A 16,874-nucleotide genomic window follows, 5' to 3' on the forward strand; every position below is an offset into this window, starting at 1 on the left:
ATGACCACCGCGACCCGCGCGACCGCCAGTTTGCCCTCTGGGGGGCTCCTGGGTTCCGCGGGCGAGGAGACCCGGGCCGAGTACCGCCCCGCACGTCCCGAGCTCGGAGGTGAGCACGAGCACGGGGTTCAGCCAGTCGCGGTGGAATACAAGCAGTTTCGCGGCATCGATGCGCGGGCTGCGCGCCGGCTTTTCGCCGCCGCCTATCGGCCGGGCTGGCGGCTCTCCGGCTTCACCGGACACTGCGCGGTGTCGCATCGGCGCCGGGACACCGGATCGATGACGGTGGACGAGGTGGCGATCCAGGGTCGATTGACGCTCGAGATCCCGGCGGGCGACACCGTTGTCGTCATACAGCCGCGCGCGGGATCGTTGAGCGTCGCGGGCGGCCCCTCGGCGACCGCGGACTTCCCCATCCTCGTCGCGCACGGCATGTCGTGTGTATTGCACTGCAACGGGGCACGTTTCGATGTGGTTGTCCTCGTGGCGGAGGTGCTGCACGCGGTCGCCGCCGAATGGCACACGGCGCTGTCGCAACGGACCCAGTTCTTGAAGTGGCGACCACGTTCGCGTGCCGCCGTGCGGGCCTGGCATCGCGCGCTCGACTACGTGTTGACGACGTTGGCGTGTGCCGACACCGCCCAGCAACCGATGATCGCCGCGGGCATGGCCAACCTGTTGGCCGGCGCGCTGCTCGAGTGTTATCCATCCAATCTGACCGAGCAGGATCCGGGCGGCGACGGCACGCTGCCCGAAACGCTTAAGGAGGCGGTGTCTTTCATCCACCGTCACACCACCGAGGACATCGGCATCAACGATGTCGCGGCCGCGGTGCATCTGACCCCCCGGGCGGTCCAGTACCTGTTCCGCCGCCAACTCGACACCACACCCACCGAGTACATGCGCCGTGTCCGGCTGCGCCGCGCCCATCTAGAGCTGATCGCGGCGTCGGCGGGCACCTCGACCGTCACCGAAATCGCCCAGCGGTGGGGTTTCGCGCACACCGGGCGGTTCGCGGTGCTGTACCGGCAGACCTACGGGCAAAGCCCCCACACCACGCTGCGCCAGCAGACCCCGGCGTGACGGCCGCGCGATCAACCGCTCACCCGGTGCAGCAGTTGCTTCGCGGCATAGCGCCCACCGACCACCGCGCCGGTCGCGGTGGCCGGAGCCGGGCGGATCCACGTCCGTACGTCGGTCAGCGCGATGTGGTACCCGAAGAGCCGGATTTCCCAAACCCATACCGAATGTCGGGATAAAATCGTCTCATCCTTAGCTGCGGCGACGGGGCCGTGTTCGAGGGGGGAGCGGCGCATGAGTGCTCGACGGGCGGTACGCGCCTTTGACCCGTTCCCCGAACGGCTGCCACCGAGCGAGACCCTGCCGGTCCGCGCGGCCGACGGCACCTGGCTGCACGCGGAGGTGTTCGGGCCTGCTGACGGTTATCCGATCGTCTTGACGCACGGCATCACGTGCGCGATCCGCGCGTGGGCCTACCAGATCGTCGACCTGGCCGGCGACTACCGGGTGATCGCGTTCGACCATCGCGGGCACGGCCGCAGCGGCGTACCGCGGGCCAAGGCGTACAGCCTCAAACACCTTGCGTCCGATCTGGATTCGGTGCTAGACGCGACGCTGGCGCCGCATGAACGGGCGGTGGTGGCCGGCCACTCGATGGGCGGCATCACGATCGCCGCGTGGTCGGAGCGCTACCGGCACAAGGTTCCGCGGCGCGCCGACGCCGTCGCGCTGATCAACACCACGAGCGGCGACCTGATTCGCAACGTGCAACTTCTCGCGGTGCCCCACGGGTTGTCGCCGGCGCGGGTGCTCGCCGGGCAGGCCCTCATCGGCGTCTTTGGTGGGTTTCCCGTCCCGGGTGCGGCCCGCATCCCGAGCCGTTACGTGGTCGCGATGCTGGCGACCGGGCGCGACGCCGACCCGAGCATCGCCCGCCTCGTCTACGAGCTCTTCGAGAACGCGTCGCCGCGGGGCCGGGCCGGCTGCGCGCGGGCGCTGGTCACGTCGATGGGGTCCCGCTATCTCGACCTGAGCGGGCTGACGGTGCCGACGCTGGTCATCGGCAGCGAACGCGACCGGCTGACACCGATCAGCCAGTCCCGCCGGATCGCACGCGACGTGCCCAATCTGATCGGTCTGGTGGAGCTGCCCGGTGGGCACTGCTCGATGCTCGAGCACCCGCGCGAGGTGAGCCGCCAGCTGCGCACGCTGGCCGAAGCGGCGATCCACCAATCGGCGACCAGCCGGATCAGCTCATAGCAGCGCGGTGATCTCGGCGGCCGCACGCTGGCCGGACCTGATCGCCCCGTCGAGGAACCCGGTCCATTCGTCGGCGGTCTCGGTGCCCGCCCAGTGGATCGGGCCGACCGGTTCGCGCAGCCACCGCCCGAACCGCGTCCACGACCCCGGCGGCACCGCCGCGGTCGGGCCGCCCGGCGCGAATTCCTCTGCGCCCCAACGATGATCGACGTAGTCGAGCGGTTTGAGTGCGTCGTCACCGAAAAGCGTTGCAAAGCAACGTAACACGTCGCGACGGCGCTGGTCGCCGGGCAGTGAGTCGAACGCGCGGGCGTCGACGAAACCCATGAGGATGCCCGGACCGTCCGGGTGCGGGCTGACGTCGAACGTGATGAAAACGGGGCCCCGGTCGGACAGCGCCTGCCCGGAAAAGCCGTTGGCCCGCCAAAACGGCGTGGAATAGGCCGCGTACGCCTTGCTGAGCCGGCCCTGCGGCCAATGCCGGGCGAGCTGCTCGTACTCGGCGGGCAACGGGGGAGTGAACTCGATCGAGGCGCGATGGGCCGGCGGGATCGCGACGATGACGAAGCCGGCCTCGGTCTCGCCGACATCGGTCGTCACGGTCACGCCCGCACCGTGGCGTTCGATGCGCCGCACCGGTGCGCCCAGCACCACCCGCGTGTCCAGTTCGGCGGCCGCGGCTTCGGCGATCTGTTGCGTGCCGCCGGGAAAGCGGTCCTGTTGGGCGCCGTCCTCGACGTCGAGCAGTCGGTCCAGGCCGCCGGCCGCGTGCGCGTAGCGGGCGGCGTGCAGCATCGACACGTCGTCGGGCTCGCACCCCCAGGTCACCCGCGCCACGATCGCCAGCAGGTCGCGCGACGAGGCGGTTGCCCGCACCGAGCGCAGCCAGCCGCCGAGCGACAGGCCGTCGAGTTCGCGCGCCCGGCGGGCGTCCCACGGGGCCGCCAGCGGGACGCCGCGGGCGATCCGGTCGAACTGCCAGCGCAGCCGGCCGATGTCCAGCAGCCCGGTCAGGGACAGCTTGGGAATGGTGCCGCGATACGCGTGCGTCCAGCCGCGCCAGTGGATCAGGTTCTTGCCGTCGTGGTGCGTGGGCGTGGTGGGAACGTCGAGTTCGGCCGCCATCGCCAGCACGGCGTCTTGGGTCGGCCCGACGAAAGTGCCGCCCAGATCGGCCGGCAATCCGGCGACGCTGCCGGTCAGCGACCGCCCACCGACCCGGTCGCGGCCCTCGAAGACCACCACGTCGTGGCCCTGCCGGTTCAGCTCGCGCGCGGCGGCCAGCCCGGCAAAGCCCGCTCCGACCACGACGACGTCGACGATCCGGGGCGGCTGTGACACGCGGTCTAGTGAACCGCATTTCTGCGAGTTGCAGGGCGAAATCGTGAAGCGCGGACCGGTTACGGCGCGACCGTCAGCCAGTCCTTGAATCCCGACGGGTCGTGGCGGCCCAGCGCGCCGTGCTCGTAGAGGCCCCAGCCCTCCACCGGTGGCTTGTCGCCGTCGCGGCACAGCGCCCGGCCGACATGGTCGATCACGCCGAACCCCGCGCGCGCGACGATCGCCGGGTCCGTCATGTCGTAGGTCAGCCGCTCGGCGAACTTCTCGCCCTTCCACATGCCGTGTATCCAGTCGGAATCGCCGCCGTAGCCGCCGCCGACGTGAATGGGGACCGGCAGCTTGGACTCCACGTCGAAGTGGACCTCGGTGCCGTCGGGGGAGGTGGCCTCGATGGTCGCGCCGGTCGGGATGCGGGTGCCCGAGCGGTAGTGGATCTTGACCCGCGGCCAGCCGAGCTGCTCGACGCGGCCGTCGCGCCAGATCCGGGTGCAGTCGTTGAGCGAACGGAACCCGTTGGGCTCCTCCTGAATGATCAGGACGATCGCGAAATCGTCGAAGGCCATGGGCACATAGAGCCACCACATGCCCTCGAACGGCGGGTCGGCGGGCCGTCCGGCGGGCTCGGCCTCGCCGATCGGGCGGATGCCCCAGGACCGGTCGCGGCTGCCCAGCCAGGTGTTGGGGTCGACGGTGATTTCCTCCCCGTCGACGACGATGTGGCCGCTCCAGCTGCCGAGTTGCGCGAAACGCTGGGCGTCCAGCGTCACCCGGTTGCCCGAACGCAGGATGTGCGGCTGCTCCTGGACGACGTCGAACAACCCCTTCCAGGTGAGATCGGCTGCGATGCCTTCCGTTTCGTCGAGCACGATGCGCAGCCGGTGCAGCGGTTCGATGACCTCGATCCGATAACCGTTGACGTGCTGGTTGAGGCGGTCCTGATCGATGGCGTCCGAAACGTGCACGGCGGTCTGCGTGTCCCCGCGCCTGACGAGCAGGAACGCGTCCTTGACCCCGAGGTTGGGGTAGTAGCCGATGCCGCTGATGACGAAGATGTTCCCGGTGCGGTCGTGGGCGTTGAAGTAGGAGCGGTCGTAGAAGTTGCGGTCCGAGGAGCCCGGCCACGCGATCGGCTGGGGGATCTGGTGTACCGGGTATTCGTCGAGCGGTCCGAGCATTACTGGTCCTCTCCGATCAAACGTCGCATCAATCCGGCGTGGTAGAACAGCGATTCGACATCGTCGGGCTTTTCGGTCTCGCCGAAGTGCACGCGCCGCGCGCCGGTGCGCATGAACACGCACGCCCACATGACGCCCGAGTACACGTAAAACCAGTGCAGGTCGCCGACTTCGACGCCGGCCAGGCGCGCGTAGGTCGCGCGCACGTCGTCCTCGCGCATCACCTCCGGCAACCCCGGCAGCGTCGCCAGGCCGGCGAGTTCTTGAAAGACCATGTGCGCGAATATCATCCACGCCACATCCAGCTCGCGCGGCCCCAGCGTCACCATTTCCCAGTCCAGCACCGCCACCGGCGCGAAGTCTTTGTACAACACGTTGCCGACGCGCGCGTCGCCCCACAGCAGCACCGGCTCGGCGGCGGCCGTTTCGGTCGGCCAGTTGGCCTCCAGCCAATCGAAGGTGCGTTCCAAAAGCGGCGATCGCCCGATGTCGGGCACGGCGAAGTCATACCAGGACCGCACCCAATTGAAGTGCTTGCGCAGCGCGGTGTCCCCGATTTGTCCCTCGGTGAGGAAGCCAAAGGTGTTCCGCGCGTCGGGAATCGAGTGCAGCGAAGCCAAGACGCCGACGGTGGCGTCTTGCAGTTCGCGTTGCCGCTCGGCGGGCGCGTCGGCGAACCAGTTGCCGCCGAACGTGTAGGGCATGACGTCGGGCGGCACCTCCCCGTCGACGTAGTCCATCACGAAGAACGGTGTGCCCAGGATGTCACCGGTGTTCTCCAGCCACCGCACCCGGGGCACGGGCACGTCGGTGAGTTCGCCGACCTTGCGGATGACGTCGAATTGGTGGTCGAGCCGGTAGGTCGGGAAGACCTGCACGTCCTCGGCGGTGGGCGCCACCCGCGCCACCAGCTTTTGCTCGGTCGGTTGCCCGTCCTGCTGCCAGCGGACGGTCAAGATGATCGTCTCCGACGACATGCCCGTCGAATCCACGCCGCTTTCGACGGTCACCTCGGGTTTTGCGCCGTCGGGCAGTACGGTGGAGAGCCAGCGCGACATCACCGTCGGCAACGTGGTGACGTCGCGGCTGGAGCGCTGCAGCCGGTCGACGTTGTCGACTGCCGGTTCAGTGGCCACGGGGAGTGCCTCCATCCTTTGAGACTTTTTCGCGGCAATTACGATACGGTAGGTAGCGTTATGAAAGCAGACCCGTCCGGCCTTGACAAGGCCCCCGGCGCCGGCCGCCCGCGCGATCCGCGTATCGACTCGGCCATCCTATCGGCGACCGCGGAACTGCTTGTCCAAACGGGCTATTCAAACATCAGTCTGGCCGCGGTGGCCGAGCGCGCCGGCACCACGAAGTCGGCGCTGTACCGGCGGTGGTCCAGCAAGGCCGAGCTGGTGCATGAGGCGGCCTTCCCCGTGGCCCCCACCGCGCTGGAGGCGCCGGCCGGGGATATCGCCGCCGATACGCGGATGATGATCGAGGCCGCCCGCGACGTGTTCACCACCCCGGTGGTGCGCGCCGCGCTGCCCGGCCTGGTGGCCGACATGACGGCCGATCCCGCGCTCAACGCGCGGGTGATGTCGCGATTCGTGGACTTGTTCGCCGCGGTGCGGGTGCGGCTGCGCGAGGCCGTCGACCGGGGCGAAGCCCATCCCGACGTGGATCCGGATCGCTTGATCGAGTTGATTGGGGGAGCGACGATGCTGCGGATGCTGCTGCGCCCGGAGGAAGAGCTCGACGACGCATGGGTGGAGCAGACCACGGCCATCGTCGTGCACGGCGTGCGGCGATGACGGGCCGGCTCGCCGGGCGCGCCGCGATCGTCACCGGTGCCAGCCGCGGCCTCGGTCGAGCGATCGCGTTGGCGCTGGCCGCCGAGGGCGCGGCGGTGGCGGTCGGCGGGCGCACCGAAGAGGTCTGGGATGACCGGCTGCCGGGAACGATCGGTGAGACGGTCGCCGACATCGAGGCCGCGGGCGGACGCGCCGTCGCGGTGCGCGCCGATCTGACCGACCGCGACGAGATCGCCCGACTGGTGGACTCGGCGCGAGATGCGTTGGGCCCGATCGCGATTCTGGTCAACAATGCGGCCTTCACCGCGCCCGGCCGCCCGCCGGCGCCCGGCGGCGAACCGCGCCCCAAGCCCGCCAAACCGCCGAGCGGCGCCGCCAAGCCCGGCTGGCCGGGGTTCGTCAGTACGCCCTTGCACGCGTATCGCCGGCATTTCGACATCGCGGTGTTCGCGGCTTACCAGCTGATGCAGTTGGTGTGCCCCGACATGATCGAGGCGGGCGGCGGGTCGATCATCAACATCACCTCGGTCGCGTCGCGACTGCCCGGTGATGGCCCGTACGCCGACCGCAGCGGCGGTGTGCTGCCCGGGTACGGTGGGTCCAAGGCGGCGCTCGAGCATCTAACCCAATGCGCGGCATTCGATCTCACCGACCACAACATCGCGGTCAACGCGCTGTCGCCGTCCAAGCCCATCCTCACGCCGGGGCTTTCCTACTACGCGCGCAACTTCGACGACACCGCGTCCGCGGATGAATTCGCCCGCGCGGCAGTGGAGTTGGCGCTCGTCGACCCCGGCAAGGTCACCGGACGCACCATCGGGCACCTACAAGTGCTCGACGGCAGTTTCCGGCCGTTCGCGCTGGACTGAGCCGGGGCGGTCGATCGCACTCCGGCGAAGCCCGGACCACGCCACCGACGCTATCGAACGCCAGTCCTGGCCCTAGGGCCGCCTGACGTGCAAGTATGAGCAAAGCCAGTGCCGCAACGGCGGCAGGCAACCGGTTGAGTGGTGTGCCCATGCCTGGTATGAATAAGCCGACAGGGCGGGTCGTGGCCCTGATCGTTCTCCTACTCGTGGTCGCGGCCGCCCTGCGCGGGTATTTCCCGGCTCAGCAGCATGCGACCCGCAGCGAGTCGGGGGGCCGGGCGGCCATGGTGTTCGTGGTCGCCATCCTGGCGGCGACGCTGGCCTTGGTCGCGATCGCGGTCGTCGCGCGGTTGCGAGACCCCCGTGCGCCCGCGCCGTCCGCCGGGGCGCTGTCCGACATGCTGGGCACCGGGAGGGGCCGACCGAGCTGGCGGGTGTTGCTGATCGGCCTCGCGGTGATCGTCGCGTGGCTGCTGATCGTGATGCTGCTGAGCAGGCTCCTGGCGCCCCACGGCATCGGCCCGGCTCCCTCCCCATCCGAGACCGGCGGCCAGCCGCCGTCGGGGCATGGCGGCTCGCCGCCACCACCGCAGCAGCAGCACCGGCCGCGCGACGGTTCCCAGAGCATGCTCGGCGTGCTGCTCGCCAGCACGGCCGCGATGTTGTTCGTGATCGTCGCCGGAACGGTCGCCACGGCGAGGCGACGGCGGCACCCGATCGCACTCCGCATCGCCGACGAGCCGGCCGAATCCCCGGCGGCCGCGGCGCCGCCGCGGTCACTGGCGCGGGCCGCCGAGCGTGGGCTGGCGGAGATGACGGACCTCAGCCGCGAGCCGCGCGAGGCGATCATCGCCTGCTACGCCGCGATGGAACGCGAACTCGCGCATGTTCCCGGGGCCGTCCCCCAGGACTTCGATACCCCGTCCGAGGTGTTGGCCCGTGCGGTCGAACGCCATGCCCTGCATGCCGATAACGCCGTACAACTGGTGAACCTGTTCACCGAGGCGCGGTTCAGTCCGCACGTGATGAACGAGGGACACCGCGACGTGGCGGTGCGCGTGCTTCGATTGGTCCTCGACGAACTCCGATCGCTGAGCGTCGCATGAAAAAGACCGCGACCCTAGGAGTTTGCCTCATCATCGCCATCGAACTGCTGACGCTGACGCAGCATGACCGCCGACTCGTGTTGGCGGCCTCCGGTATCGGGCTGGCCGTGGTACTGCTCGGCCTGCGGCGCACGCTGGGACGCGCGCCCGAGGCCGGCACCGAGCCCGAGGCCGACGACCTCGGGGATTCGTTGCGCCGCTGGCTTTCCACCACCGAGACGACCATCCGCCGGTCGGAGGCCACCCGGGCCGACTGGGACCGGCATCTGCGCCCGATGCTGGCCCGACGGTACGAAATCGCCACGGGCCAACGGCAAGCCAAAGATCCGGCCGCCTTCCACGCGACCGGCCGAATGCTCTTCGGTGTCGAGCTGTGGGACTGGGTCAACCCCAACAACGTCATCCGCAACGGTGACCGCCAGCCGGGGCCGGGCCGGGCGGCGCTGGAAGAGATTCTGCGAAAGTTGGAGCAGGTATGACAGGGGGCGCGATCCAGAAATGACGCTGCCGGCAGCAACCACGACCGCACACTGCGAGGCGATCCTCGACGAAATAGAACGAGTGGTGGTGGGCAAGCGCGCCGCGCTCAAGCTCATCCTGACCGCCGTTCTCGCGCGCGGTCACATCCTCATCGAGGACCTGCCGGGCCTGGGCAAGACGCTGATCGCGAGATCCTTTGCGGCCGCGCTGGGGCTGCAATTCACCCGTGTGCAGTTCACCCCCGACCTGCTGCCGGCGGACCTGCTCGGGTCGACGATCTACGACATGCAGTCGGGGCGCTTCGCGTTCCGGCCCGGACCGATCTTCACCAACCTGTTGCTCGCCGACGAGATCAATCGCACGCCACCGAAAACCCAGGCGGCGCTGCTGGAGGCGATGGCCGAACGACAGGTCAGCATCGACGGCGAAACACACCAGCTGTCACGGCCTTTCATCGTGCTGGCCACCGACAACCCGATCGAGTACGAGGGCACGTATCCGCTGCCCGAGGCGCAGCTCGACCGATTCGCGATCCGGCTGGAACTGCGGTATCTCTCCGAACGCGACGAGACCTCGATGCTGCGGCGGCGCCTCGAACGCGGATCGGCCGAGCCGACGGTCAATCAGGTCGTGGACGCGCACGACCTGCTGGCGATGCGGGAATCGGTCGAGCAGGTGACCGTGCACGAAGACGTCCTGCACTACGTGGTCTCGCTGGCCAACGCGACGCGGCACCACCCGCAGGTCGCGGTCGGGGCCAGCCCGCGCGCCGAACTCGATCTGGTCCAGCTCGCCCGCGCCCGCGCGCTGCTGCTCGGCCGCGACTACGTGATCCCCGAGGACGTCAAGGCGCTCGCCACCGCGGCGCTCGCGCACCGCATCACCTTGCGCCCGGAGATGTGGGTGCGAAAGATCCAGGGCGCCGACGTCATCGGGGAGCTGCTGCACCGGCTGCCGGTGCCGCGCACCGGCGCGAGCCCGGGGGACACCGGATGAGTCCGGCGTGACGCAGGGCCGCGAGATCGAGTTTCGCTGGCGCGCATCGGGATTGACGCGCGCGGTTGCCACCTGCGCGGGGTTCGCGATGGCCGCGGCCGTCATCGGCGCCCGGTGGCAGCTGATCGCGTTCGCGGCGCCGCTGCTCGGCGTGCTGTGTTCGATCAGCTGGCAGCGGCGGGTGCCGGAAATTCGCGTGCACGGCGAGCCCGACGCCCAGCGATGCTTCGAAAGCGAGCAGGCGCACCTGCGGGTGTGGATCAGCGGGGAAGAACAAGGGTTGTCGGCCGCCCGGCTCACGGTCCCGGACGTGGAGGGGATGGAGCTCGAGATCGCCGATGCCGATGCGGGCCGGGCGAAGACGGTGGCGGCCACGGCGCAGCGCTGGGGACGGTACCGGATCGCGGCCCGCGTCGAGGTGATCGCACGCGGTGGGCTGCTCACCGGCACCGGCGTTGTCGACGCCGCCGAGGTCATCGTGTTTCCGCTGACGCCGCCGCAGGCCACGCCCATCCCGCAGATCGAGTTGCTCGACCGGCTGGGCGCCCACCTGACCCGGCACGTCGGCCCCGGGGTGGAATACGCCGACATTCGTCCCTACGTGCCGGGAGACCAACTGCGCGCGGTGAATTGGCCGGTGAGCGCGCGCCGCGGCCAGCTGCACGTCACGGAGCGGTTGACCGACCGCGCGGCGGACGTGGTCGTGCTGATCGACGGGTATCGGCAGCCGGCGGGTCCGGCGACCGTAGCCACCGAACGGGTCGTCCGGGGCGCGGCGCAAGTGGTGCAAACCGCCCTGCGGCACGGTGATCGGGCCGGGATCGTCGCGCTCGGGGGCAACCGTCCGCGCTGGCTCGGCGCCGACATCGGGCAGCGCCAGTTCTATCGGGTGCTCGACACCGTGCTCGGTGCCGGTGACCGATTCGAGCGCACCACGGGCACGCTGGCGCCGCGCGCGGCGGTGCCTGCCGGGGCGATCGTCATCGCGTTCTCCACGCTGCTCGACACCGAATTCGCTCTCGCCCTCATCGATCTGCGGAGGCGGGGCCATGTCGTGTTGGCCGTGGACATCCTCGACAGTTCGCCGTTCGAAGACGATCAGGATCCGTTGGTCGATCGGATGTGGGCGCTGCAGCGCTCCTCGATGTATCGCGACATGGCCACCGTCGGTGTGGACATCGTGTCGTGGCGGGGCGAGAGCGGCCTCGAGCAGTCGATGGGTGTGCTGCCCGATCGCCGCCGCCGGGTGCGCGGGAGGCTGCGTGGATAGCGGTGGTGCGGGCGCGCTGGGTCGGCTGGGCTCGCCCGCGTTCGCGACCGGGTTCGGTCTGCTCATGGTGGGATCGGCGGCCGGGGGCTCGCACGGTTTCGCCGTGGCCGCGTGGGTGGCGGCCCTGGTTTCGGTGGGTGCGGGGACGGTATTCCGGTTCGCCGCAACGGTTGCCGTGCTGCTGGCGGTCGTGACGGTCACGCTGTCCGATCCGCCGGTCGTGTTCGTCGCGCTGTCCGGATTGTGCGCGGCCGCCTACCTGGTGTGCCGCCATGCGGCCGGCGCGGCCGCCCCGGTGGTGCTGAGCAGCTGGCCGACGGCCGTTGCCGCGGTGGGGTTTACGTTCGCCGGGTTGGTCGCAACGTCGTTCCCGTTGCAGTTGCCGTGGTTGCCGTTGGCCGCCCCGCTGGGTGCGCTGGTGATCTACCTGCTGGCGATCCGGCCGTTCTTGGCCTGAGCGCCGACGTCGGTCACCGTCAGTGCAGCAGGTGCGCGGCGTGATCGGCCAGGTCGAGCAGCGGCTGCGGGAAGATGCCCAACACCACGGTGACCGCGGCGCAGACCGCGATCGCGGCCTTGCTCAGGATGCCCGGCGCCACCACGTGCGGGGTGTCCTCGGTGGCTTCGGTGAAGAACATCGACACGATCACCCGCACGTAGAAGTAGGCGGCGACACCGCTGGCGACCACACCGACGATCACCAGGGGCGCGGCGCCCCCCTGGGCGGCGGCCTTGAACACGGCGAGCTTGCTGACGAATCCACTGGTCAGCGGGATGCCGGCGAACGCCAACAAGAACATCGAAAACATCACGCCCACAATGGGGGAGCGCTGTCCCAGCCCGGCCCAGTGCGACAGCGCGGCATCCTCGACACCGTCGTCGTCGCGAATCAGGCCCACGATGGCGAACGCGCCCACGGTGCTGAAGCTGTAGGCGAGCAAATAGAACAATGTGGAGGAAAGTCCGGTGTGGTTGTCGGCGATGACGCCGGTGAGGATGAATCCGACGTGGGCGACCGAGGAGTAGGCCAGCATCCGCTTGACGTCGGTTTGGTTCACCGCGGTGATGGTCCCCACCACCATGGTCAGGATGGAAATCGTCCACAGCACCGGCCGCCACTGGTCATGCAGCGGCGGCAGCGCCACGTAGATCACCCGAAGCAGCGCGCCGAACGCCGCCACCTTGGTGGCCGCCGCCATGAATCCCGTGATCGGGGTGGGGGCGCCCTGGTACACGTCGGGAATCCACGAGTGGAACGGAACGGCGCCGACCTTGAACAGCAGACCGACCGACAGCAGCGCGACACCGACCAGCGCCAGCGAGCTGTCGCCGCGTGTGGCCAGCGCGTCGCGGATACCGGTCAGCAGCAGCGTGCCGGTCGCGCCGTAGAGCAGCGCCACACCGTAGAGGAAGAAGGCCGACGAAAACGCGCCCAGCAGAAAGTATTTCATGGCCGCTTCCTGCGACAGCAGGCGACGGTGGCGGGCCAGGCCGCACATCAGGTACAGCGGCAAGGACAACACTTCCAGCGCGACGAACATCGTCAGTAGGTCGTTGGACGCCGGAAAGACCATCATGCCGCCGACCGACAGCATCGCCAGCGGGAAGAGCTCCGTCTGGGCGGCTCCGGCCCGCTCGGCCTCCCGCTCCGCGTCGCTGTCGGGCACCGCCGACGCCTGCGGGGTGAACGAGTCCAGGCCTCCCGTGCCGCCGGCGCCCGTTGCGACGGAAACCTTGCTCTCCGTTTTGGTTTGGGTCCGTTCGGCGATGAAGATGACGGCCATCACCGCGACCAGCAGCACGGTGCCCTGCAGGTACAGCGTCGGACGGTCGATGGCCATGGCGCCCAGGACCGCGGCCCGCCCCGAGCTCTTGATCGAGCGGCTCACGGCGACGACGGCGACGAACGCCGCGATCAAGCCGCCGAGGGCCAGCGTCACCTGGCCGGCGTAGCGGATGCGCCTGGGCAGGAACGCTTCGGCGAGGACCCCCACCACGGCGATGCCGAACACGATGAGGGTCGGGGACAGCAGAAAGTACTGGATGCTGGGGGTGGGGAGGGTCATCGCGGTCCTTCAGCGGTCCGGGCTTGGGCCGGCCTGGGATTGCCCACCGGCACCGTCGGTTTGGGGTCGTGCTGGCCGATGGTGGTCATGGTGTTCTCGACGGCCGGATTGATGATGTCGAGGACGGGCTTGGGATAGATCCCGAGCACGAGCAGCAGCGCGATCAACGGTGCGACGACGATCAATTCGCGCGCCCTCAGGTCGCCGATCTTCTCGTTGCCGGTGGCCACCGGCCCGGTCATCACGCGCTGGTAGAGCCACAGCATGTACACGGCCGACAGCACCAGCGCGGTGACGCCGAATCCGGCGGCCAGCCAGTACCGGTTGAAAGTTCCCAGCAGGACCAGGAATTCGCTGATGAACGGGGCCAGGCCGGGCAATGACAGGGTGGCCATGGCGGAGACCAGGAAGGTGCCCGCCAAGATGGGCGCCACCTTCTGCACGCCGCCGTAGTCGGCGATCGCCCGGCTGCCGTGCCGCGAGATCAGGAAGCCGGCGATCAGGAACACCGCCGCCGTGGACAGCCCGTGATTGAGCATGTACAGCGTCGACCCGCTCTGGCCCTGGCTGGTCATCACGAAGATGCCGAGGATGATGAACCCGAAGTGCGAGATCGACGTGTAGGCGATCAGGCGCATGATGTCGGTCTGGCCGATGGCGACGATCGCCCCGTAGACCACCCCGATGACCGCCAGCACGACGATCAGCGGGCGGAAATACGTTGAGGCATCGGGGAACAGCTGCAGGCAGTAGCGCAGCATGCCGAAGGTGCCGACCTTGTCCATCACGGCCATCATCAGCACCGCGGTGGCCGGGGTGGCCTCGACCGCGGCGTCGGGCAGCCAGCGGTGGAACGGCCACAGCGGGGCCTTGATCGCGAACGCGAACATGAAGCCCAGGAAGAGCGCCTTGAACACCGCGGAATCCGCCCCGTAGCGCCCGGAGGCGACGCCGGCGACGATCTCACGGAAGTCGAACGTGCCCGACCCGTGCTGCGAGGTCACCACATACAGCCCGATCACCGCGGCCAGCATGATCAGCCCGCCGAACAGGTTGTACAGCAAGAACTTCACGGCCGCACGTGAGCGGCCCGACCCCCCGCCGAAGCCGCCGATCAGGAAGTACATCGGGATGAGCATGGCTTCGAAGAACACGTAGAACAGCAGCACGTCCAACGCGATCACCGAGATCAGCACCATGGATTCGATGGCCAGCGTCAGCGCGACGTAGGCGTGCACGCCGCGCGTGCGCTGGCCCCCGTCGTTCCAGCCGGCGATCTGCAGCACCGGGATCAGCACCGCGGTCAGCAGCACCAGCACCACCGCGATGCCGTCGACGCCCAGGGTGTAGCCGGCCCCGAAAGCCGGGATCCACTGGTGCTTTTCGACGAACTGATACGGGGCGCCGCCGGTCTTGAACCCGAGGGTGACGACGATCGCGACCGCCAGGGTCGCGACGCCGAACACCAGGCCCGTCCACTTGGCGAGCTGCCGCAGCCCGGGTGGCATCAGGATGATCAGCACGGCTCCGGCCAGCGGCACCAGCCACAGCACGCTGAGCCATGGAACCGAGGTCATCGGGTTCACCACAGTTTCACCGCCAGGATCAGCGCGACCACCAGCACCGCGCCCGTCAGCATCGACAGTGCGTAGTTGCGGGCGAAGCCGGTTTGCAGGCCCCGCAGCCGATTCGACGCCTGGCTCACGAGCGCCGCCAGCGCGTTGACCGAGCCGTCGACGCCCGCGTTGTCGACTTCGACAAGCGCGTGGGTCAGTTGCGCACCGGGGCGCATGAACACCTCCTCGTTGAGGGCATCGCCGTAGAAGTCCTTGCGGACGGCCGACGTCAGGGGCGAGACCGACAGGGGGGCCACCCGGGGGATGTCCGCGGTGGCGTAAAGCCGGTAGGCGACGGCGATCCCGATGGCGACCACACCCAGTGCCAGCGCGCTGCTCACCCAGACCGGGAACGCGTGGGTGACTTCTTCGTGTTTCCCGACGACCGGTTCGAGCCAGCGCGCCAAGGTGCCACCGACCGCGAGCAGGCCGCCGGAGAACACCGAGCCGATCGCCAGCAGGATCATGGGCCACGTCATCAGGCCGGGCGCCTCGTGCGGGTGGGCGCCGGGCGCCCAGCGCTTTTTACCGAAAAAGGTCATCAGCATGACGCGGGTCATGTAGAACGCGGTGACGCCCGCGCCCAGCAGCGCCGCCGCGCCCAGCACGTAACCCCGGACGCCGCCGGCGGCCAGCGCCGCCTCGATGATGGCGTCCTTGGAGAAGTAGCCCGCGAAGGGCGGCACACCGATGATCGCCAGGTATCCCAGGCCGAACGTGGCGAACGTGATCGGCAGCGCGGCGCGCAGGCCGCCGTAGCGGCGCATGTCCTGCTCTTCGTCCATCGCGTGGATCACCGCGCCGGATCCCAGGAACAGCCCGGCCTTGAAGAAGCCGTGGGTGAGCAGATGCATGATCGCGAACGCGTAGCCGGCCGGACCCAGGCCCGCGGCCAGCACCATGTAACCGATCTGGCTCATCGTCGAGGCCGCCAGCGCCCGCTTGATGTCGTCCTTGGCGCAGCCGATGAACGCCCCGAGCAGCAACGTGACCGCACCCACGACGACCACCGCCAGTTGCGCGTCGGGCGAGAGGTTGTACAGCGGGTTGGACCGCACGATCAGATACACCCCGGCGGTCACCATGGTGGCGGCGTGGATCAACGCGGACACCGGGGTGGGGCCCTCCATGGCGTCACCCAGCCAGGCCTGCAGCGGCACCTGCGCGGATTTGGCGCAGGCGCCCAGCAGCAGCAACAGTCCCATCGCGGTCAGCGCGCCCCGCCCTGCGGCCGGCGCCCCGGCGAACACCCCGGCGTACGACAGCGTGCCGAAAGTGCTGAACATCAAGAACATTCCGAGCGCCAGCCCGGCGTCGCCGACCCGGTTCATCACGAAAGCCTTCTTGGCGGCGGTGGCGGCGGTCGGCTTGTGGTACCAGAACCCGATCAGCAGGTAGGACGCCAGGCCCACCCCTTCCCAGCCGACGTAGAGCACCACGTAGTTGTCGGCGACCACGAGCAGCAGCATCGAGGCGAGGAACAGGTTGAGGTAGCCGAAAAACCGCCGGCGGTCGGGGTCTTCGGCCATGTAGGCGACCGAATAGATGTGGATCAGTGAGCCGACCCCGGAGATCAGCAACACGAAACACACCGACAGCTGGTCGATCTGGAGCCCGAGGTCGACCTGGAGCTGGCCGACCGGGATCCAGCTGAACACCTTTTGGTGGATGACGCGGTCGTCGGCGGGGCGGCCGAGCAACTCGCCCAGCAGGCTCAGGCCCAGGGCGAATGCCGCCAGCGCGGTGGCGCAGCCCAGCCAATGTCCCCAGCGGTCGGTGCGCCGCCCGCCGAACAGCAGGATGGTGGCACCCGCCAACGGCAGCGCGACCAGCAGCCAGCTGTATTGAGTCCCAATAAGATTCGTCACGTGGCGCT

Annotated in this window: 15 protein-coding genes; 9 read left to right on the forward strand and 6 right to left on the reverse strand. The window is 69.1% G+C overall.

Features of this window, described 5'->3' with window-relative positions; translation table 11 throughout:
- Positions 1 to 1,083: a helix-turn-helix domain-containing protein gene (locus tag QGN31_RS05955; protein WP_043955287.1), complete on the forward strand. Its 1,083-nt coding sequence runs from the start codon at positions 1 to 3 to the stop codon at positions 1,081 to 1,083.
- A gap of 231 nt (positions 1,084 to 1,314) precedes the next feature.
- Complete coding sequence (locus QGN31_RS05960) at positions 1,315 to 2,280, forward strand: alpha/beta fold hydrolase (RefSeq protein WP_014942750.1); 966 nt, start codon at positions 1,315 to 1,317, stop codon at positions 2,278 to 2,280.
- Here QGN31_RS05960 and QGN31_RS05965 read toward each other — a convergent pair.
- Genes QGN31_RS05965 through QGN31_RS05975 form a run of 3 tightly spaced genes read right to left on the reverse strand, consistent with a single transcriptional unit; the run spans position 2,275 to position 5,932 of the window.
- Positions 2,275 to 3,621 carry a flavin monoamine oxidase family protein gene (locus tag QGN31_RS05965; protein ID WP_009957462.1) on the reverse strand — a complete coding sequence of 449 codons (1,347 nt, stop codon included), beginning with the start codon at positions 3,619 to 3,621 and terminating at the stop codon, positions 2,275 to 2,277. The two genes, QGN31_RS05960 and QGN31_RS05965, sit on opposite strands and share 6 nt — an antisense overlap.
- Positions 3,622 to 3,680: 59 nt before the next feature.
- Complete coding sequence (locus QGN31_RS05970; protein ID WP_014385582.1) at positions 3,681 to 4,796, reverse strand: hypothetical protein; 1,116 nt, start codon at positions 4,794 to 4,796, stop codon at positions 3,681 to 3,683.
- A complete protein-coding gene (locus tag QGN31_RS05975; RefSeq protein WP_014385581.1) occupies positions 4,796 to 5,932 on the reverse strand; it encodes a phosphotransferase family protein in 1,137 nt (378 codons plus the stop codon). The genes QGN31_RS05970 and QGN31_RS05975 overlap by 1 nt, the downstream gene beginning before the upstream one ends.
- Before the next feature lie 60 nt (positions 5,933 to 5,992).
- Between QGN31_RS05975 and QGN31_RS05980 the strand changes: the two genes are divergently transcribed.
- The 7 genes from QGN31_RS05980 to QGN31_RS06010 all read left to right on the forward strand — a co-directional run bounded on the left by QGN31_RS05980 (position 5,993) and on the right by QGN31_RS06010 (position 11,773).
- Positions 5,993 to 6,595 (forward strand): TetR/AcrR family transcriptional regulator, encoded by a 603-nt coding sequence (locus QGN31_RS05980; protein ID WP_008259472.1) that lies wholly within the window; start codon positions 5,993 to 5,995, stop codon positions 6,593 to 6,595.
- Positions 6,592 to 7,464 carry an SDR family NAD(P)-dependent oxidoreductase gene (locus QGN31_RS05985; protein ID WP_014385580.1) on the forward strand — a complete coding sequence of 291 codons (873 nt, stop codon included), beginning with the start codon at positions 6,592 to 6,594 and terminating at the stop codon, positions 7,462 to 7,464. Before QGN31_RS05980 ends, QGN31_RS05985 begins: the two co-directional genes overlap by 4 nt.
- 158 nt (positions 7,465 to 7,622) lie before the next feature.
- A complete protein-coding gene (locus QGN31_RS05990; RefSeq protein WP_041785156.1) occupies positions 7,623 to 8,570 on the forward strand; it encodes a DUF4129 domain-containing protein in 948 nt (315 codons plus the stop codon).
- Entirely contained in the window at positions 8,567 to 9,049 is a 483-nt protein-coding gene (locus tag QGN31_RS05995) for a hypothetical protein (RefSeq protein WP_014383104.1), read from the forward strand. Before QGN31_RS05990 ends, QGN31_RS05995 begins: the two co-directional genes overlap by 4 nt.
- Positions 9,050 to 9,068: 19 nt before the next feature.
- Positions 9,069 to 10,046 carry an AAA family ATPase gene (locus tag QGN31_RS06000; RefSeq protein WP_014385578.1) on the forward strand — a complete coding sequence of 326 codons (978 nt, stop codon included), beginning with the start codon at positions 9,069 to 9,071 and terminating at the stop codon, positions 10,044 to 10,046.
- 7 nt (positions 10,047 to 10,053) lie between these two features.
- Positions 10,054 to 11,316: a DUF58 domain-containing protein gene (locus tag QGN31_RS06005; RefSeq protein ID WP_014942748.1), complete on the forward strand. Its 1,263-nt coding sequence runs from the start codon at positions 10,054 to 10,056 to the stop codon at positions 11,314 to 11,316.
- Positions 11,309 to 11,773: a hypothetical protein gene (locus tag QGN31_RS06010; protein ID WP_014380857.1), complete on the forward strand. Its 465-nt coding sequence runs from the start codon at positions 11,309 to 11,311 to the stop codon at positions 11,771 to 11,773. The genes QGN31_RS06005 and QGN31_RS06010 overlap by 8 nt, the downstream gene beginning before the upstream one ends.
- Before the next feature lie 19 nt (positions 11,774 to 11,792).
- Here the strand turns inward: QGN31_RS06010 and nuoN are convergent, their stop codons facing one another.
- The 3 genes from nuoN to nuoL are packed head-to-tail and all read right to left on the reverse strand — an operon-like array spanning position 11,793 to position 16,866.
- Positions 11,793 to 13,382, reverse strand: coding sequence for an NADH-quinone oxidoreductase subunit NuoN (nuoN, locus tag QGN31_RS06015; RefSeq protein ID WP_009952984.1), 1,590 nt, complete (start codon positions 13,380 to 13,382; stop codon positions 11,793 to 11,795).
- Positions 13,379 to 14,959, reverse strand: coding sequence for an NADH-quinone oxidoreductase subunit M (locus QGN31_RS06020; RefSeq protein WP_014712170.1), 1,581 nt, complete (start codon positions 14,957 to 14,959; stop codon positions 13,379 to 13,381). Before QGN31_RS06020 ends, nuoN begins: the two co-directional genes overlap by 4 nt.
- A gap of 5 nt (positions 14,960 to 14,964) precedes the next feature.
- Positions 14,965 to 16,866 carry an NADH-quinone oxidoreductase subunit L gene (nuoL, locus tag QGN31_RS06025; RefSeq protein WP_014383100.1) on the reverse strand — a complete coding sequence of 634 codons (1,902 nt, stop codon included), beginning with the start codon at positions 16,864 to 16,866 and terminating at the stop codon, positions 14,965 to 14,967.
- Positions 16,867 to 16,874: the final 8 nt, after the last annotated feature.

It is taken from the genome of Mycobacterium sp. 2-64 (assembly GCF_035918375.1).
GTDB lineage: Bacteria > Actinomycetota > Actinomycetes > Mycobacteriales > Mycobacteriaceae > Mycobacterium > Mycobacterium intracellulare.

Coding starts and splice junctions, on each gene's coding strand:
- QGN31_RS05955 (WP_043955287.1), top strand. CDS start 1: ATGACCACCGCGACCCGCGCGACCGCCAGTTTGCCCTCTGGGGGGCTC.
- QGN31_RS05980 (WP_008259472.1), top strand. CDS start 5,993: ATGAAAGCAGACCCGTCCGGCCTTGACAAGGCCCCCGGCGCCGGCCGC.
- QGN31_RS05960 (WP_014942750.1), top strand. CDS start 1,315: ATGAGTGCTCGACGGGCGGTACGCGCCTTTGACCCGTTCCCCGAACGG.
- QGN31_RS05970 (WP_014385582.1), bottom strand. CDS start 4,796: ATGCTCGGACCGCTCGACGAATACCCGGTACACCAGATCCCCCAGCCG.
- QGN31_RS06020 (WP_014712170.1), bottom strand. CDS start 14,959: ATGACCTCGGTTCCATGGCTCAGCGTGCTGTGGCTGGTGCCGCTGGCC.
- QGN31_RS05995 (WP_014383104.1), top strand. CDS start 8,567: ATGAAAAAGACCGCGACCCTAGGAGTTTGCCTCATCATCGCCATCGAA.
- nuoN (WP_009952984.1), bottom strand. CDS start 13,382: ATGACCCTCCCCACCCCCAGCATCCAGTACTTTCTGCTGTCCCCGACC.
- QGN31_RS05990 (WP_041785156.1), top strand. CDS start 7,623: ATGAATAAGCCGACAGGGCGGGTCGTGGCCCTGATCGTTCTCCTACTC.
- QGN31_RS05985 (WP_014385580.1), top strand. CDS start 6,592: ATGACGGGCCGGCTCGCCGGGCGCGCCGCGATCGTCACCGGTGCCAGC.
- QGN31_RS06000 (WP_014385578.1), top strand. CDS start 9,069: ATGACGCTGCCGGCAGCAACCACGACCGCACACTGCGAGGCGATCCTC.